General features: G+C 41.8%; 13 protein-coding genes. 7 read left to right on the top strand and 6 right to left on the bottom strand.

What is annotated here, in order from left to right:
* The first annotated feature begins 94 nt into the window (after positions 1 to 94).
* Complete coding sequence (locus C0V77_RS18450; protein ID WP_101727837.1) at positions 95 to 961, top strand: carbon-nitrogen hydrolase; 867 nt, start codon at positions 95 to 97, stop codon at positions 959 to 961.
* Positions 962 to 1010: 49 nt separating this feature from the next.
* The gene (locus tag C0V77_RS18445; protein WP_101727836.1) at positions 1011 to 2915 is read left to right on the top strand and encodes an ABC-F family ATP-binding cassette domain-containing protein; all 1905 of its coding nucleotides are present in this window, start codon (positions 1011 to 1013) and stop codon (positions 2913 to 2915) included.
* A 142-nt stretch (positions 2916 to 3057) separates the two neighbouring features.
* Here the strand turns inward: C0V77_RS18445 and lepB are convergent, their stop codons facing one another.
* From lepB to C0V77_RS18420, 5 genes are all read right to left on the bottom strand, one after another.
* The gene (gene lepB, locus C0V77_RS18440; protein WP_101727835.1) at positions 3058 to 4203 is read right to left on the bottom strand and encodes a signal peptidase I; all 1146 of its coding nucleotides are present in this window, start codon (positions 4201 to 4203) and stop codon (positions 3058 to 3060) included.
* A 60-nt stretch (positions 4204 to 4263) separates the two neighbouring features.
* Entirely contained in the window at positions 4264 to 4983 is a 720-nt protein-coding gene (dapB, locus tag C0V77_RS18435; RefSeq protein ID WP_101727834.1) for a 4-hydroxy-tetrahydrodipicolinate reductase, read from the bottom strand.
* A gap of 18 nt (positions 4984 to 5001) precedes the next feature.
* Entirely contained in the window at positions 5002 to 5709 is a 708-nt protein-coding gene (locus C0V77_RS18430) for a DUF5683 domain-containing protein (RefSeq protein ID WP_143706128.1), read from the bottom strand.
* Between the two features lie 97 nt (positions 5710 to 5806).
* Entirely contained in the window at positions 5807 to 6730 is a 924-nt protein-coding gene (locus tag C0V77_RS18425) for a ParB/RepB/Spo0J family partition protein (protein ID WP_101727832.1), read from the bottom strand.
* A gap of 72 nt (positions 6731 to 6802) precedes the next feature.
* Positions 6803 to 7585 carry a ParA family protein gene (locus tag C0V77_RS18420; protein WP_101727831.1) on the bottom strand — a complete coding sequence of 261 codons (783 nt, stop codon included), beginning with the start codon at positions 7583 to 7585 and terminating at the stop codon, positions 6803 to 6805.
* Positions 7586 to 7797: 212 nt separating this feature from the next.
* Here C0V77_RS18420 and truA point away from each other — a divergent pair, with 212 nt between their 5' ends.
* The 3 genes from truA to C0V77_RS18405 are packed head-to-tail and all read left to right on the top strand — an operon-like array spanning position 7798 to position 9977.
* Positions 7798 to 8544 (top strand): tRNA pseudouridine(38-40) synthase TruA, encoded by a 747-nt coding sequence (gene truA, locus C0V77_RS18415; protein WP_101727830.1) that lies wholly within the window; start codon positions 7798 to 7800, stop codon positions 8542 to 8544.
* Between the two features lie 6 nt (positions 8545 to 8550).
* Positions 8551 to 9021, top strand: a complete 471-nt coding sequence (locus C0V77_RS18410; protein ID WP_101727829.1) for a GNAT family N-acetyltransferase — start codon at positions 8551 to 8553, stop codon at positions 9019 to 9021.
* Positions 9021 to 9977, top strand: a complete 957-nt coding sequence (locus C0V77_RS18405; protein ID WP_101727828.1) for an L-threonylcarbamoyladenylate synthase — start codon at positions 9021 to 9023, stop codon at positions 9975 to 9977. Before C0V77_RS18410 ends, C0V77_RS18405 begins: the two co-directional genes overlap by 1 nt.
* A 3-nt stretch (positions 9978 to 9980) precedes the next feature.
* On the opposite strand, the gene C0V77_RS18400 is transcribed toward C0V77_RS18405, so the two are convergent.
* Positions 9981 to 12251, bottom strand: a complete 2271-nt coding sequence (locus C0V77_RS18400) for an OmpA family protein (RefSeq protein ID WP_101727827.1) — start codon at positions 12249 to 12251, stop codon at positions 9981 to 9983.
* Between the two features lie 105 nt (positions 12252 to 12356).
* On the opposite strand from C0V77_RS18400, the gene C0V77_RS18395 reads away from it, so the two are divergent.
* Entirely contained in the window at positions 12357 to 12998 is a 642-nt protein-coding gene (locus C0V77_RS18395; protein ID WP_101727826.1) for a WbqC family protein, read from the top strand.
* A gap of 153 nt (positions 12999 to 13151) precedes the next feature.
* Positions 13152 to 15689 carry an ATP-dependent Clp protease ATP-binding subunit gene (locus C0V77_RS18390; protein ID WP_101727825.1) on the top strand — a complete coding sequence of 846 codons (2538 nt, stop codon included), beginning with the start codon at positions 13152 to 13154 and terminating at the stop codon, positions 15687 to 15689.
* Positions 15690 to 15748 lie beyond the last annotated feature (59 nt).

The following is a 15748-nucleotide window of genomic DNA, read 5'->3' as shown; positions in this document are numbered from 1 at the left end:
AATAAAAAGCGCTTAACAAAGGGCCGCAGGATTTTTCAGCTAAGAATTTATGATATTTTTTTCGTAATTTTGCAGTTCAAAGAAAGCTGAAAACATGAAGAAAATTAAAGTTGGTCTGGTACAGATGTCTTGCACGGCCGATGTTGCAGAGAATATAGATAAAGCCATTGAGGGAATTAAAAAAGCTGCCGGTAGTGGCGCCAATATCGTTTGTCTGCAGGAATTATTCACCTCGCTATATTTTTGTGATGTAGAAGACCACAGTAATTTTAATCTGGCAGAGGCTATTCCAGGGCCAACTACCATGAAGTTGTCTGAAATTGCCCGTGACCTTAATGTAGTAATAATTGCTTCATTATTTGAAAAACGGGCTGCTGGTTTATACCATAATACCACTGCCGTAATCGATGCCGACGGCACTTATCTGGGTAAATACCGCAAAATGCATATTCCTGATGACCCGGGTTATTACGAGAAATTCTATTTTACTCCCGGCGATTTAGGCTACAAGGTTTTCGATACCAAGTTTGCTAAAATAGGGGTGCTTATCTGTTGGGACCAGTGGTATCCTGAGGCTTCCCGTATTACAGCCTTAATGGGCGCTGAAGTGCTGTTTTATCCTACCGCCATCGGTTGGGACGTCAACGAGCCACAGAATGAGGCTAACATTGAACAGTATAATGCATGGCAGACCATTCAGCGTAGCCATGCTGTCGCTAATGGGGTACACGTGGTATCGGTAAACAGGGTAGGGCGAGAGGCTGAGCAGCAATTCTGGGGAGGCAGTTTTGTGGCCAATCCGTTCGGAAGCCTGTTATACCTGGCATCGCATGATAAAGAAGAAGTACACGTGCAGGAAATTGACCTGGCATTGACCGAAAAATACCGCACCACTTGGCCGTATCTTCGCGATAGAAGAATAGACAGCTATGAGCCCATCCTGAAAAGATATATAGATTAACATTATCCAAAGAAAATATCGGCCTGCCGAAGTATAATAAAACATTTAAATGCTTACCATAAACAATTTATCGTTCTACTTTGGCGGAAGAGCCATTTTTGAAGGAGCGAGTCTACAGATTAAACCAAAAGATAAAATCGGTTTAATTGGTCTGAACGGAATGGGGAAATCTACCCTTTTGAGACTGATTGTAGGCGAATACCAGCCAGATGGCGGTAATATCAGCAAAGCCGGTGACTGTACCATTGGTTTCCTGAATCAGGACTTACTTTCTTACCAGACCGAAGACTCTATATTGTCGGTAGCCATGCAGGCTTTTGAACGCGAAAACTACCTACAAATAGAAATAGACAAAGTGCTGCACGAGATGGAAGTAAATTACCGCGATGAACTGGTTGACAAGCTGGGGCATTTGCAGGAAGAGTTTGACCATCTGGGAGGCTACACCATTCAGTCTAAAGCTGAAGAAATTCTGGAAGGGCTTGGTTTCCGTACCGAAGAGCTACATATGCCTTTAAAACAGTTTTCCGGTGGGTGGCGGATGCGTGTTATGCTGGCAAAGTTGCTTCTGCAAAAGCCTTCATTGTTATTGCTTGATGAGCCTACTAACCACCTTGACCTTCCTTCAATTCAGTGGGTTGAAAAATATATTGTGAATTACGAAAACGCAGTTGTGGTGGTTTCTCACGATAGAGAGTTTCTGGATAACGTCTGTAACATGACTGTAGAAGTTACCCAGAACAAACTTTGGCCTTATGCAGGTAATTACTCATTCTTTGTAGAAGAAAAAGCCCTTAGAAACGAGATTCAGAAAAGTGCTTTTGAAAACCAGCAGGCGCAGATACGCCAGACTGAACGTTTTATTGAACGTTTTAAAGCCAAAGCGTCTAAGTCTCGTCAGGTGCAGTCTCGTGTGAAAGCCCTGAATAAACTGGAACTAATTGATGATGTAATTGATGCCTCGGCACGTGTAGCATTTAAATTTAAATTCAGTGTTAATCCGGGTAGGCATGTGATGGCTCTTGAGCATATCAATAAGGCTTATGGAGAAAAAGTAATTCTGAAAGACTCAACCATAAATATAGAGCGTGGCGACAAAATTGCCCTGATAGGCGCCAATGGAAAGGGGAAATCAACATTGCTCAGAATTGTGGCAGGTAGCGAACCTGTGGATGGTGTAAGAAAACTGGGCCATAATGTAAATTTCTCTTTCTTTGCCCAGCACCAATTGGAATCTTTGCATTTGGATGAATCTATTCTGGAAGAATTAAAATATGCCGATTCAGCCAAAACAGAAGCTGAATTACGTTTGATTCTGGGCTGTTTCCTATTTAAAGGAGAAGATGTATTCAAGAAAATTAAGGTGTTATCAGGTGGTGAGAAATCACGTGTGGCTTTAGCCAAGGTATTGATATCTGAGGCTAATTTCCTGCTACTTGATGAGCCCACCAACCACTTGGATATGCAGTCGGTGAATATCCTTATTCAGGCTCTGGATCAATATGAAGGTACGTACGTGGTGGTTTCTCACGACAGACACTTTGTGAGCCAGGTTGCAAATAAAATATGGTACATTGAAGACCACCAGATAAAAGAATACCCGGGCACTTACGACGAGTATGAAACCTGGGTTGAAGATAACAAGGCTAACCGTCCGTCAAGTGTTCCGGTTCCGGCTCCAGCAAAAAAAGAAGAGAAACAAGCTCCGGTTGTTGACGCGCCAGGCAAAAACAAAAATGAGATCAAGAAGCTGGAACGCGAGATTGAAGAAATAGAAGCAAAAATAACCGAGCAGGAAAAGAAAAAAACGCTTCTGGAAGAAAAACTGGCTGACCCGAAGATTTTTAATGATGCTGCCGCATTGCAAAAAGCAAACACCGAATACGAACAAGCCAAAGCTGAATTGAAAAAGCTGAACGAGGTTTGGGAAAACAAAATGTTGGAGATTGCCTAACAAAAAGTACTGATAATATTTATTATAACAGCATCACATAAACGGGTGCTGTTTTCTTTTGTAGATGCTTGTAAACAAAAGCAGCTCATCTGATGGCCAAATGAGCTGCTTTTCTAATATTAATTGAAACGTATTTCTGAAATTATCTGATAATGCTGAATAATCTGCTCCAACGAATTTTGTTCAGGAAGTTTCCGTCTTTATTAATTGACATCCAGATGAAAACTGCTTTACCAACAATGTGGTCTTCCGGCACAAATCCCCAAAAACGTGAGTCGTCAGACCCATGTCGGTTATCGCCCATCATAAAATAATAGTCCTGCTTAAATGTGTATGATGTAATTGGCTTGCCATCCAGAATAATCTGCCCGTTTACATATCTGGCATCTTTGTTCCCGTCAAAGGTGGTAATGATTCCTTTGTAAAGCGCCAGATTTTTTTCGTCAAGCTGTATAGTTACTCCCTTTTTAGGTACAGTTACCGGCCCAAAATTGTCTCTGTTGAAAGGAAACAGCCTTGAGTTATACGGAAAAGTATTGATTCCGTATTCGGTTGTGTCTCCTTTGGTTGCAATAATGGGGGTAATGCTCTTTACAAAGTCAAGCGCCTTAATATCTTTTATTGCCTGGTCGGTGGCTTTTACATAATAGACCGTTTTATCTGTCTGATGTAAATCTTCTTCGTATTCGGTAATGTCTAATTTCTGAAAAATTTTCTCGTTTACCTGGGTAGTGGCTTCAATGGCATACTCGTTCTGCAAACCCGGAGGATTCGGAAAAACTTTGTTATTCACATACGCCTGACCAGCCCTTACCTCCACTACATCTCCCGGAATCCCGATGCAACGTTTAATGTAATTGGTTCGTAAATCAACCGGATATTTGTCGTATCCGCCAAATTCATCAGGTCTTTCAGGGCAACCAGGGTAGTTGAAAACCACTACATCACCGTTTTTTACATGTGTAAAGCCCGGTAATCGGTATTGAGGAAGCTGAATGGCATCAGAATACGAAGGTATATCTGTAAACCAGATTTTCTGGTGCGTAAGCGGCACCTGAAGTATAGTTTTAGGCGTACGGGTGCCGTAATGCAATTTACTTACAAAAAGGAAGTCGTTGATTAACAGGCTCTTTTCCATAGACCCCGTAGGAATGGTATATGCTTCCAGAAATAACCACCGGATCAGCGTTGCTGCTACCACGGCGAATAATACTGAGTCTACCCATTCTCTTAGCGCCGACTTCTTTTTTGCTGGTTTATTTCCGGCCGTTGATTGAACTTCTGCCATAAGGACTTGCTCCTGATAGGAGATTTAATGGTTTAGTGATATCGGTTAAAAAATAAATGATTAAAAGCCTAACAAATCGTTCATCCCAAAAATACCGGTTTTGTCGCGCAGCCACTCGGCGGCTATTACAGCGCCTAAAGCAAAGCCATTCCGGCTGTGGGCAATATGTTTTATTTCAAGCTGGTCAACATCAGATATATACTTTATCTCGTGGGTTCCGGGAACTTTACCCTCTCTCGACGACCAGATTGGAACCTCGTTTTCCTGTGCTATCTGATTATTTACCCAGGTAGTTTTGCTGTTAAGATTTTCGATCAGCCCCTGTGCTAATGTAATGGCAGTGCCACTGGGAGAATCTTTTTTTTCAGTATGATGTATCTCGTTGGTAGAGACCTTGTATTCGCCCATGTAAGGGTTCATCAGGCGGGCAAGTGCCTTGTTGATTTCAAAGAAAAGGTTTACCCCTATGCTGTAGTTAGATGCATAAAAAAAGGCGCCGCTATTTTCCTGGCACAGTTTTTCAATCTCGGGCTTGTGCTGAAGCCAACCGGTTGTTCCGCAAACGGCCGGCAAGCCAAACTCCATACAATATTTTAGGTTGCCATAGGCAGATTCAGGCGAACTGAATTCAATAACCACATCGGTGTTTTCGGGGATAACAGACAGAAGCTCGGTACGGTTACCGATATCTATTCTTGCAGAAATCTCATGTCCTCTTTGTAAAGCAATCTGCTCAATTACTTTACCCATTTTTCCATAACCTAAAAGGGCAATACGCATATATTTCTATGTCAGATTCTATTTGAATTTAAAAACTAAACTGGCACCCACCGCACTGCCCATAAAAGTAGGCTGAACGCTGGGTTGGAACTTGATTGATATGTCGTCGCTCATATCAAAGTTTTTGAGGTGGGCAGACACATTAGCCTGCACTGCCTGAAGTGCCCAGCCAACTGCAAAAACAATAACGGTCAGGTCTCTGTACCGGCGGTAAGTATTTACTACGGGCTCAACCTGAGCTTTGGTAAATGGGCCTATCTGCTTATCAGACTGTTTTATGCCTATACCTACATAGTTGTTAAGCATTACTTCGGTAGCTCCGCCAACAACTAGCTCTGTCAATTTGCCTTTATAGTATTGATACCTGTGGTTATTAACATAAAACGAGAAAATGCCTCCGGCTGCTGCACCGTAAACAATTGGCATAACCCAGTATTCTTTGTTGGTGGCTTGCCCCCAACCGGGTAGTATCAATGAGCGAATGAGCGCCTTTCGTGCAGGATTTGCTTTTTTTGCTGAATCTGCCTTGAATATTCTGCTTATAAAACGGACTCTTCCGGCCGAATCTGCTTTAACAAGCCTTTTACCTAAACCCGCAATTCTGGAAGAGTCAATCAATATTTTTTTCGACGAATCGGTTTTGGCCGTATTACTTTTTACAGTATCTGTTTTTTGCGCAAAAGAAATATTTGTTGTCAGTAAAAGAATAACCAGCATCCGAACCATATTCCGAAAATTTAATTGCGTAATGAGAGACAAAAATAGGTTCTCATCTTTCTTTTTACAATCATTTAACAAATATTAAACTATTCTATGGCTGATTTTAATCCTGATTTACTTTTATTGCGCCTAAAATTCTGTCTAATTCATCTTTTGATGCAAACGGAATTTTGATTTCACCCTTATGATTATCGTCCGCCTTTACCTGTACTTTGGTGCCAAAGTAACCCTGAAGACGAAACTGTAACGAAGAAATCTCTTGTTTTAAGGTATTCTGGTTTTTGCCTTTTACTTCTTCAGCGCCTATGGCAGCCAGTCTTCTTACTTCTTCTTCAATTTTACGAACCGACCAGCTCTCCTCAATTACCTTAGTAAAGAGTTTAATCTGGGTTTCGTTATTGTCTATATTTATCAGTGCCCGGGCATGGCCCATTGTAATTTCGTTGTCGCGCACGGCTGCCTGAATTACATCAGGTAATTTTAGTAAGCGCAGATAGTTGTTAACAGTAGTACGGTTTTTACCTACTCTGTCGCCCAGTTCTTCCTGTTTCAATTGAAACTCACTAAGGAGGCGATGGTAACTCAGGGCAATTTCTATGGCGTTCAGGTTTTCACGCTGAATATTTTCAATCAATGCCATTTCCAGCATTTGCTGGTCGTCGGCAGTACGCACATAAGCAGGTATTTTGGTAAGGCCTGCCAGTTTAGATGCCTGCAAGCGGCGTTCGCCCGATATCAGAATGTATCTGCCCGGGGTTTCTTCCTTAACTGTAATCGGCTGAATTATACCCAGTATCTTGATAGATTCTGACAATTCCTGAAGCGCCTCCTGGTCAAAGTGGGTTCGTGGCTGATACGGATTGGTTACAATAGAGCTAATCAGTATCTCGTTCATTGAACCCGGAGATTCTGCTTTACGTGGTATAACGTTCTCATTGTCAGTACTTCCGGAGTCTGACAACAATGCACCCAGCCCACGCCCAAGCCCGGTCATACCTTTTTTTGTATTGAATGTTTTAGCTTCCATAGGTTTTCATGATAAATGGGTCTTGCTTTCAGGTTCCCAAATACATTTGGTTTAATTCATCTCCAACACTTATCAGTTTTCGGTTACAAGCTTTCCGTTCTTGATTAATATCTCACGTGCCAGATTCAGATAGCTGATAGCCCCTTTACTGTCGGCATCCTGAGCCAGCGCAGGTACACCATAACTCGGCGATTCAGATAACCGGATATTTCGAGGTATGAGAGTCTGAAAAACCATGTTCTTGAAGTGCGTGGTTACTTCATGCACCACCTGGTTTGACAGCCTCACGCGCAGGTCATACATGGTTAGTAAGATACCTTCAATTGTTAGAGCCGGATTGAGACGCTGCTGTATAATCTTGATGGTGTTCAGCAATTTACCCAGCCCTTCCAGGGCAAAGTACTCGCATTGCACCGGAATAATCACCGAATCGGCAGCAGTAAGGCTGTTAATAACAATTAAACCTAAAGAAGGAGAACAATCAATGATGATAAAGTCATACATATCTTTCACATCATTCAAAGACTCTTTCATCTTTTCTTCTCGCTTAGGAAGGTTAATCATCTCAATTTCAGCACCCACCAGATCAATGTGTGAGGGCAGCAAATCAAGATTCGGGAAGTCGGTCTGAATGATAATGTCTCTGGGACGAATATCATTCACCATACATTCATAAATGCTGTTTTCTACTTCCTTGGGGTTCAGGCCAAGCCCGGATGTAGTATTTGCCTGAGGGTCTGCATCTATGATAAGCGTACGGAACTCAAGGGCAGCCAGACTGGCCGCCAGATTGATTGATGTGGTTGTTTTACCTACGCCGCCCTTCTGGTTGGCTATTGCTATTATTTTTCCCATTTTTAGTGGTTCGAGAAAATTTCGGATTCAAATATCCGACTTTTAATGTTAAGAAACAATTAAATGTTCCACGACGTGGATAAAACGTTCCACGATGTGGATAACATCTGACAGGGTCTTCCGGCGCATTTTTTCTATCCAATTTTAACCCTGAATAGCGAAATTTTTTCGTTTGTTGTCTTTATTGCTTTCTGTAGTATTATCTTTGCCCCATGCGTTACTTAATTGAATGTTCTTACCAAGGTACATCATTTCATGGCTGGCAGGTGCAGGAAAACGCCGCCACCGTGCAAGGGCATATTGAGCAGGCTTTATCTACCGTTCTGAGAGTGCCAACCCAGATAGTTGGCAGCAGCCGTACTGATGCAGGCGTGCATGCCTGTCAGCAGTTTGCCCATTTTGATTCAGAAACGCCGCTGAACCAGATAGACAAGCTGGTTTATGCTGTGAACGGCATCTTGCCCAAAGACATAGCCGTAAATAAAATAGCTGAGGTAAATGACAATTTCCACTCCAGGTTTGATGCCACCTACCGGCGTTATCTTTATAGAATAGCACTTCAAAAAACACCATTCTGGCAGGATTTTTCTTATTTTTACCGGGCACCGCTTGATATTAAAGCAATGAACGCGGCAGGAGAGCTGATGAAAAATCATATTGATTTTCAGTGTTTCAGTAAAGTGCATACAGATGTAGCCACATTTAATTGTAAAATTGAATTTGCCCGCTGGGAACAGCAGGACCAGTTTTTGCTGTTTCATATCAAGGCCGACCGTTTCTTGAGAGGTATGGTAAGGGCCATTGTGGGTACCATGCTTGAAGTTGGTATTGGAAAAATGAGCCTGAATGCGTTTGAGCAGGTTATTTTATCAAAAAACAGGCAGAAAGCCGGAAGAGCCGTACCGGCCGAAGGGCTCACATTGGTAGAAGTGGGCTACCCAAACGGATTAATTACCTGACAAATCATGAAAATAAGCGTTGAAAAAATTTCTACACCCGAAGACCTTGAAGCAATTAAGGGTCTGTTCCGGGAATATGAGAAGTTGCTGGGTGTAAGTCTTTGCTTTCAGAATTTTGAGGAAGAACTGGCCTTGCTGCCTGCCAAATATGCCGAGCCGGAGGGTTCTATATTTCTGGCTCTTGTAAATGGCAACCCCGCAGGTTGTGTGGCATTATGGAAACTGGAAGAGGGTGTTTGTGAAATGAAAAGATTGTATGTGAGGCCGGTTTATCAGGGTATCGGGCTGGGAAAAAAGCTTGCCCTGACGGTTTTAGATGAGGCAGCAAAAAAGGGCTACCGTAAAATGAAGCTCGACACGCTGAAAAGGCTGGCGGCCGCCAATAAACTGTATCATGCTTTACAGTTTACTGAAACCCAACCATATAACTACAATCCTGAAGGCGACGTAGCCTATTTTGAAAAAGATTTAGCATAATGGCCTTAATAAGCAAAGATATTGAACTGGCAGTGAAGCTGTTGAATGCCGGTGAGGTGCTTGGGATTCCGACCGAGACAGTGTATGGGTTGGCAGGCAACGCCTTGAACACTGATGCAGTAGCCCGGATATTTGAAGTAAAAAACCGACCAACTTTTGACCCGCTTATTGTGCACACCCACAGCATTGAGCAGTTTGAACAATACGTAAATGTAACCGATGAAAGGGTTTATGCCTTAGCAGAAAAATTTATGCCCGGGCCGCTGACTCTCTTATTACCAAGAAAAGAAATAATTCCTGATTTGGTTACATCAGGCCTGGACACCGTAGCCATTAGAATACCCAGTCATCCGTTAACATTGCAGTTATTGCGTCAATTGGATTTTCCATTGGCAGCGCCGAGCGCCAATCCGTTTGGTTATATTTCTCCAACAAGCGCGCTGCATGTGAATCATCAGTTAGGCGAGCAGATAAATCTGATTCTTGATGGGGGAGAGTGCCAGATAGGCATTGAATCAACTATTGTTGGTTTTGCAGGAAATGAAACAATTGTTTACAGAAAAGGTGGTTTATCTATTGAAGAAATGGAAGACGTGGTAGGTAAAGTGCAAATAATTGAGCATTCGTCTTCCAATCCGCAGGCGCCCGGTATGCTTAAAAGCCATTATGCACCAAGAAAACCCCTGCATTTAATAGGTGATGATTCAGAAATCGTTTCGAGTAACAAAAAAGTTGCTTACCTGGGCTTTAACGAATTAAGAGCCGAAATACCTGCTGAGAATCAACTGCTTTTGTCGCCTTCAGGTAATTTCAAAGAAGCGGCTAGAAATCTGTTTGCTTACCTGCGTGAGTTAGACAACAGAAATGTTGAGGTTATATACACCAGCCTACTGCCGGAAAAAGACCTTGGCAGAGCCATAAATGACCGTATCAGACGCGCTACCGTAAAAGATTGAAAATCAATTAGATATTACCTTAAATTCAACCCTTCGGTTCTTCTGGCGCGTTTCTTCGGTGTCATTTGGTGCCACTGGCTGTTGCTGTCCTTTACCCGACGATGTCATGCGAGATGCGGAGACCCCCTTGTTGAACAGGTAATTTGAAACAGCCTTTGCCCGCAACTCAGACAAGTATAGATTCAGCCGAGGGTCACCCACGTTATCGGTATGGCCAATAATCTCTATATTCACTTTCGGATTCTCTTTCAGCATTTGAACCAGTTTATCTAATTCAGTATATGATTGCGGTTTGATAATTGGCTGACTCTGGTCAAAAAATACATTTTCCAGTTTTATAGGTTTACCTATTTCAATACTTTTAAAGTAATTGTCGGTAAAGGCTGCTGCCGGGGCAATAATTGTTTGTTTTGGTGGTGTAACTGGCTCAGGTACCTTGTCAATATTTGGTTGCACTGTTTTCTCTTCATTTTTTACTATCACCGGCGCATCGTTCTTGGGTTTGTTTTCAACCGGCTGGGGTGCCTTTTTTATCTCTACTTTTTCAAGCAGCACGTCAAAAGAGAAATTTCCAGAGGCCAGATTCAACAAATTAATGTCAGCTGTGTACAGCTTATAATCATAAGCATGTACAAGTAATGTGTATTTCTTTCCGAAATCTGCCGGAGCTATTGGCGTTGTGGTTCTGCTGTTTTCCATTAAGGCCAGTTTATCATTATCAGATGCCACAAAAGATACCCTTGCATGAGGGATAGGCGCACGGGTTTTAAAATCGAGGGTGTTGAAGGTAAAGATATACCCGTTCTTTTTCAGGGCAATCATCAGCACATTGTCAACCAGCTGGCTTGGGTTTACAGTTGTTTTTGATGCCTGGTATCCGGGGGCAGATATTTCAATTTCGTAGATTTTATCGGCACTCAATGAAGCCTTGTATCTGTTTTTCTCTGCATCTAAAATCCCTTTAACTGGTGTTAAATCGGTTGATAACTTAAAACCGGCTGGTACTACACTTTTTGTGTAAAAGTCTGTTGCAATAAAATAGGTTTCTTTAAAAGGTACCCTGGCTAATTTCAGGTACAAGGTTTGGCTATCTTTCACCAGCGGTGCGTTGTAGGTAATATATCCCTTACTTTTAACCTCGGCGGTATAGTTTTCAGCTATCTTGAGTATGGCTTGCCATTCCGACTGCACATTGGTAGTCTGCAAAGGAACTACTTCATTTGTTGCATTGAAGATGTTTAAGCTGGCCCCGGGTATGTTTCGTTTAGTTTCTTCGTCTACTACTATTAATCTGTATCGGTTTGAGGTCTTCTTTTCAAGTATAATATCCTGCGCAAATTGCCTGCGTGAAATCAGTTCTTTTAAATCAACGTTTTGGTTGGTCTGGGTATATCCTTCCGACTCCACTTCAACTGAGTACTCGGCATCCGGTGATAAATTGGCCGAAAAACCATCCTTCTCAATGCGTGCCGCAATAGACTGCCTGGTTTTCAGATTGATTATCCTCATCCGGGTATTGATAATAAATTCCTTCGTGTCTTTATCTACTATCCTGAATAAAAAGTTATAGTTTTCTCTTTTCAGCGGAAAACGTTTCATTGTAATGTTGGCCCCGGGATACTCAGTTCTGATGCTTTCAAAAGAAAGTTGTTCTGTATAGGGTTTATAGCCTTCTGCAGTTATTTCAATGGTAAACTTTTTTTTAGGGGCAATTTCAATTTTGTATGGATTTTCTTTGTCTGATTTACCTGTAAGTGTGGTTTCTTCTGGGCGAATAACCCTGAATGAGGCAGGAATTGTCTCTAACGTGATGGCATCAATGGCGCTCAATGCTAAAGGAGCCGAGTCATTTTTTTTAAGACTCAGACTAATAAATCTGTCGATTGGCCGCACAATTTTTTTTTGGTCAACTGCATCTATTTCAATCTCTGAGCGATCATAGCCCTGAGCTTCAATAGTAACAAAATAGCTCTTGGTTTTATCAAGTTTGGCTTTCCATTCGCCAGTTTTAGAGTTGAGTACTACCTCTATATCCTGGTTATTTTTATCTTTTATTTTTAACAGCGTGTTGGTTATGATTTGTTTATCTCTGGCGTCGGTAATAAGAAAAACGTATTCGTCAATAACCGGAACCGACTGGAAAAAGCCGGCCTCATTGCAGATAGGATTAATCAGGTAATCAGCATCAGGTTCAGAAACTGATTTATTGTTAGCAAAAGCCGTACAAATGCATTGAAATGTAAAAACAGCAGTAAGTAAAACTGAAATTCTCATAGAAATCGGCGAATATATCTGATGTCGCTTATTTAATCATATCTCATTAGAACGAAGAATTCGAAATGAATTGTAAGTTTTTATGAAATTATGTTGTTTTGTTAAATGGAAGAAAATGCAAAAAAAACAGTTTTAATTGATTTACACTATCTACCCTGTACTCAATTTTTTTCTGCGGTGCTGGAGGCTGATGAGCTGATGCTGGAAAGCCACGAACACTACATCAAGCAAAGCTACCGTAACAGATGCTATTTATTGGGTGCCAACCAGGTTGAAATGTTGATTGTACCTGTGGTTGACGGCAACAAAAAAATTCTGGTAAAAGATATCCGGATAGATTACCAGCAAAGATGGTTTGATATCCACTGGCGTACAATCAGGGCGGCGTATGGTAAATCGCCTTTTTTTGAGTTCTTTGGCGATTACTTTCAGAACACCATACAAAAGAAACCAACTTTTTTATGGGACCTGAATTTTGAATTGCTGACAATTTGTCTGAAATTATTAGAAATTAACAAGACAATAAGTCTGACTGAAAATTATGAAAAACAACCGGGTTCTTCTATTTATGACCTTCGGGGGCTAATATCACCTAAAAAAGCCTCTGAAAACGCAATTCCGTTTCATCCGGTGGCATATCAGCAAAACTTTGGCAGTGAATTTGTACCTAACCTTAGTGTTATTGACTTGCTGTTTTGCAGAGGCAATCAATCTTTAGGAATTTTAAAGAAATCTGCCCAAAATTGAACAGAGTTTGTTAATAAATCGTTATATTGCAAATGCAAATGTTTTGCTTAAACCAAATATTTGAGTACTAAAGCAATATTGACCATTACAAAATTTTGAATTATGGAAAAATCGAATCAGCTGATTTTTTCATCTAATCTATCGTAAAATTAAATGGAGCCTAAATTTTCACAAAAAGTCAAAGACATCATTACCCTTGCCCGTGAAGAAGCACTTAGGCTTGGTCATGATTACATCGGAACAGAACATTTGATTCTGGGGATGATCCGCGATGGAGAAGGTATTGCTTTAAATCTACTGAAAGGGGCTGGTGTATCGCTTGAGGAGTTGCGAATTACAATTGAACAAGCCACCAAAGGAACTGCGACCAATAACATTAAAAATTTGGCAAACATTCCGTTAACGCGCCAATCTGAAAAAGTTTTAAAGATTACTCATTTGGAGGCCAAAATCTTCAAATCTCAACTCATAGGAACCGAGCATCTTTTATTAGCGATTCTGCGCGATGGCGATAACCTCGGTGGACAGATTTTACAGAAATTCCACCTCAACTACGAGCAGGCCAAAGAAATGTTAGACTACCAGCTAACCGGCCAGAAACCTGTAATGGAACGCCCTGAAACAGATGACGATGATGAAAGATTCTTAGGTGGTGGTGCCGGAGGTTACTCTCAGCAAAGAAATGACCCTAAGAATCCGGAAAAATCGAAAACGCCAGTACTGGATAATTTCGGTCGTGATTTGACCAAACTTGCCGAAGTAGGCAAACTTGACCCGATTGTTGGCCGTGAGAAAGAAATTGAGCGTGTGGCACAGATTCTTTCAAGACGTAAGAAAAATAACCCGATTCTGATTGGTGAGCCTGGTGTTGGTAAAACTGCCATTGCCGAAGGCCTTGCTTTAAGAATTGTACAGAAAAAAGTGTCGAGGATCCTTTTTGGCAAAAGGGTAGTAACGCTTGATCTCGCATCGCTGGTGGCAGGTACTAAGTACCGTGGCCAGTTTGAAGAAAGAATGAAAGCCGTGATGAACGAGTTGGAGAAATCGCCGGATGTGATTTTGTTCATAGATGAGATTCATACCATTGTAGGCGCCGGTGGAGCCAGTGGCTCGTTGGATGCCTCCAATATGTTCAAACCAGCTTTAGCCCGTGGGGATATCCAATGTATTGGGGCCACCACGCTTGACGAGTACCGTCAGTACATAGAAAAAGATGGAGCTTTGGCACGTCGTTTCCAGATGGTGATGGTTGAAGCCACCTCTATTGAAGAAACCATTGAGATTCTGAACAACATTAAAGATAAGTACGAAGATCACCACCACGTTAACTATACGCCTGAAGCGTTGGAATCTGCGGTTAAATTATCTGAAAGATACATTACCGACCGCTACTTGCCAGATAAAGCCATTGACGTATTAGACGAAGTAGGGGCTCGCGTACACATCAATAATATCTCGGTACCACCGGATATCGTAATGCTGGAAGAGCAGGTAGAACTGATAAAGAAAGAGAAAAATCAGGTGGTGAAGAGCCAGCGTTATGAAGAGGCTGCACAACTGCGCGACCGTGAGAAAAAACTGTTGGAGCAATTGGAAAAAGCCAAAATAGCCTGGGAAGAAGAAGCCAAAACCAAACGTTATAACGTAACAGAAGATAACGTTGCCGATGTAGTAGCCATGATGACTGGTATACCAGTGAAACGTGTAAACATGAATGAAGGAGAGAAAATCCTGAAAATGGGAGACGCGTTGAGAGGGCGAATCATTGGCCAGGACCCGGCCGTTGAAAAACTCGTTAAGTCTATTCAGCGCACACGTGTGGGTTTAAAAGACCCTAAAAAGCCGATTGGTTCGTTCATTTTCTTAGGGCCTACCGGTGTGGGTAAAACAGAGCTGGCCAAAACACTGGCAGAATATCTTTTTGATAAAGAAGATGCCTTAGTGAGAATAGACATGAGTGAGTACATGGAGAAATTCAGTATCTCTCGCCTTGTCGGAGCGCCTCCCGGATACGTAGGTTATGAAGAAGGTGGCCAGTTGACGGAGAAAATCCGCAGAAAACCTTATTCGGTTGTTTTGTTGGATGAGATTGAAAAAGCTCACCCGGATGTTTACAATATACTTCTTCAGGTTCTCGATGATGGTGTGTTGACTGACAGCCTGGGTAGAAAAGTTGATTTCAGAAATACAATTATTATCATGACTTCGAACATCGGGGTGCGTGACCTGAAAGATTTTGGAACAGGCATTGGTTTTGCCACCAAGGCCCGAAACGAAAATCAGGACGAAATGGTGAAAAGCACAATTCAGAATGCCTTGAGAAAAACCTTTTCGCCTGAGTTCCTGAATCGTCTTGACGATGTAATTGTGTTCAATTCTCTGGGTCGTGAAGATATCCATAAAATTATTGACATCGCATTGAAACGCCTTACCTCTCGTATCAGTAATATTGGTTATAAAATAGAACTGACCGAAAAGGCCAAGGATTTCTTGGGCGACAAAGGATATGACCAGCAATATGGCGCCAGACCATTAAACAGAGCGATTCAGAAATATGTGGAAGACCCACTGGCTGAAGAGATTCTGAAAGGTGAAACCAAAGAAGGTGATACCATTCTGGTTGATTACAGCGGAGAAGGCGAATCGCTTACTTTTAAAGTAATGAATAACGAAGCCGAAATTGAAAAGTAAAATTTGAGTTTCTTGGTAAATAAACAACAAAGGCACGGCTTTTAGCTGTGCTTTTGTTA

This window comes from Emticicia sp. TH156, assembly GCF_002855535.1.
Lineage (GTDB): Bacteria > Bacteroidota > Bacteroidia > Cytophagales > Spirosomataceae > Emticicia > Emticicia fluvialis.
This window is presented reverse-complemented; position numbering and strand designations above follow the sequence as displayed.

Coding starts and splice junctions, on each gene's coding strand:
- C0V77_RS18400 (WP_101727827.1), bottom strand. CDS start 12,251: ATGAGAATTTCAGTTTTACTTACTGCTGTTTTTACATTTCAATGCATT.
- truA (WP_101727830.1), top strand. CDS start 7,798: ATGCGTTACTTAATTGAATGTTCTTACCAAGGTACATCATTTCATGGC.
- C0V77_RS18395 (WP_101727826.1), top strand. CDS start 12,357: ATGGAAGAAAATGCAAAAAAAACAGTTTTAATTGATTTACACTATCTA.
- C0V77_RS18425 (WP_101727832.1), bottom strand. CDS start 6,730: ATGGAAGCTAAAACATTCAATACAAAAAAAGGTATGACCGGGCTTGGG.
- C0V77_RS18420 (WP_101727831.1), bottom strand. CDS start 7,585: ATGGGAAAAATAATAGCAATAGCCAACCAGAAGGGCGGCGTAGGTAAA.
- C0V77_RS18410 (WP_101727829.1), top strand. CDS start 8,551: ATGAAAATAAGCGTTGAAAAAATTTCTACACCCGAAGACCTTGAAGCA.
- C0V77_RS18405 (WP_101727828.1), top strand. CDS start 9,021: ATGGCCTTAATAAGCAAAGATATTGAACTGGCAGTGAAGCTGTTGAAT.
- lepB (WP_101727835.1), bottom strand. CDS start 4,203: ATGGCAGAAGTTCAATCAACGGCCGGAAATAAACCAGCAAAAAAGAAG.
- dapB (WP_101727834.1), bottom strand. CDS start 4,983: ATGCGTATTGCCCTTTTAGGTTATGGAAAAATGGGTAAAGTAATTGAG.
- C0V77_RS18450 (WP_101727837.1), top strand. CDS start 95: ATGAAGAAAATTAAAGTTGGTCTGGTACAGATGTCTTGCACGGCCGAT.
- C0V77_RS18445 (WP_101727836.1), top strand. CDS start 1,011: ATGCTTACCATAAACAATTTATCGTTCTACTTTGGCGGAAGAGCCATT.
- C0V77_RS18430 (WP_143706128.1), bottom strand. CDS start 5,709: ATGGTTCGGATGCTGGTTATTCTTTTACTGACAACAAATATTTCTTTT.
- C0V77_RS18390 (WP_101727825.1), top strand. CDS start 13,152: ATGGAGCCTAAATTTTCACAAAAAGTCAAAGACATCATTACCCTTGCC.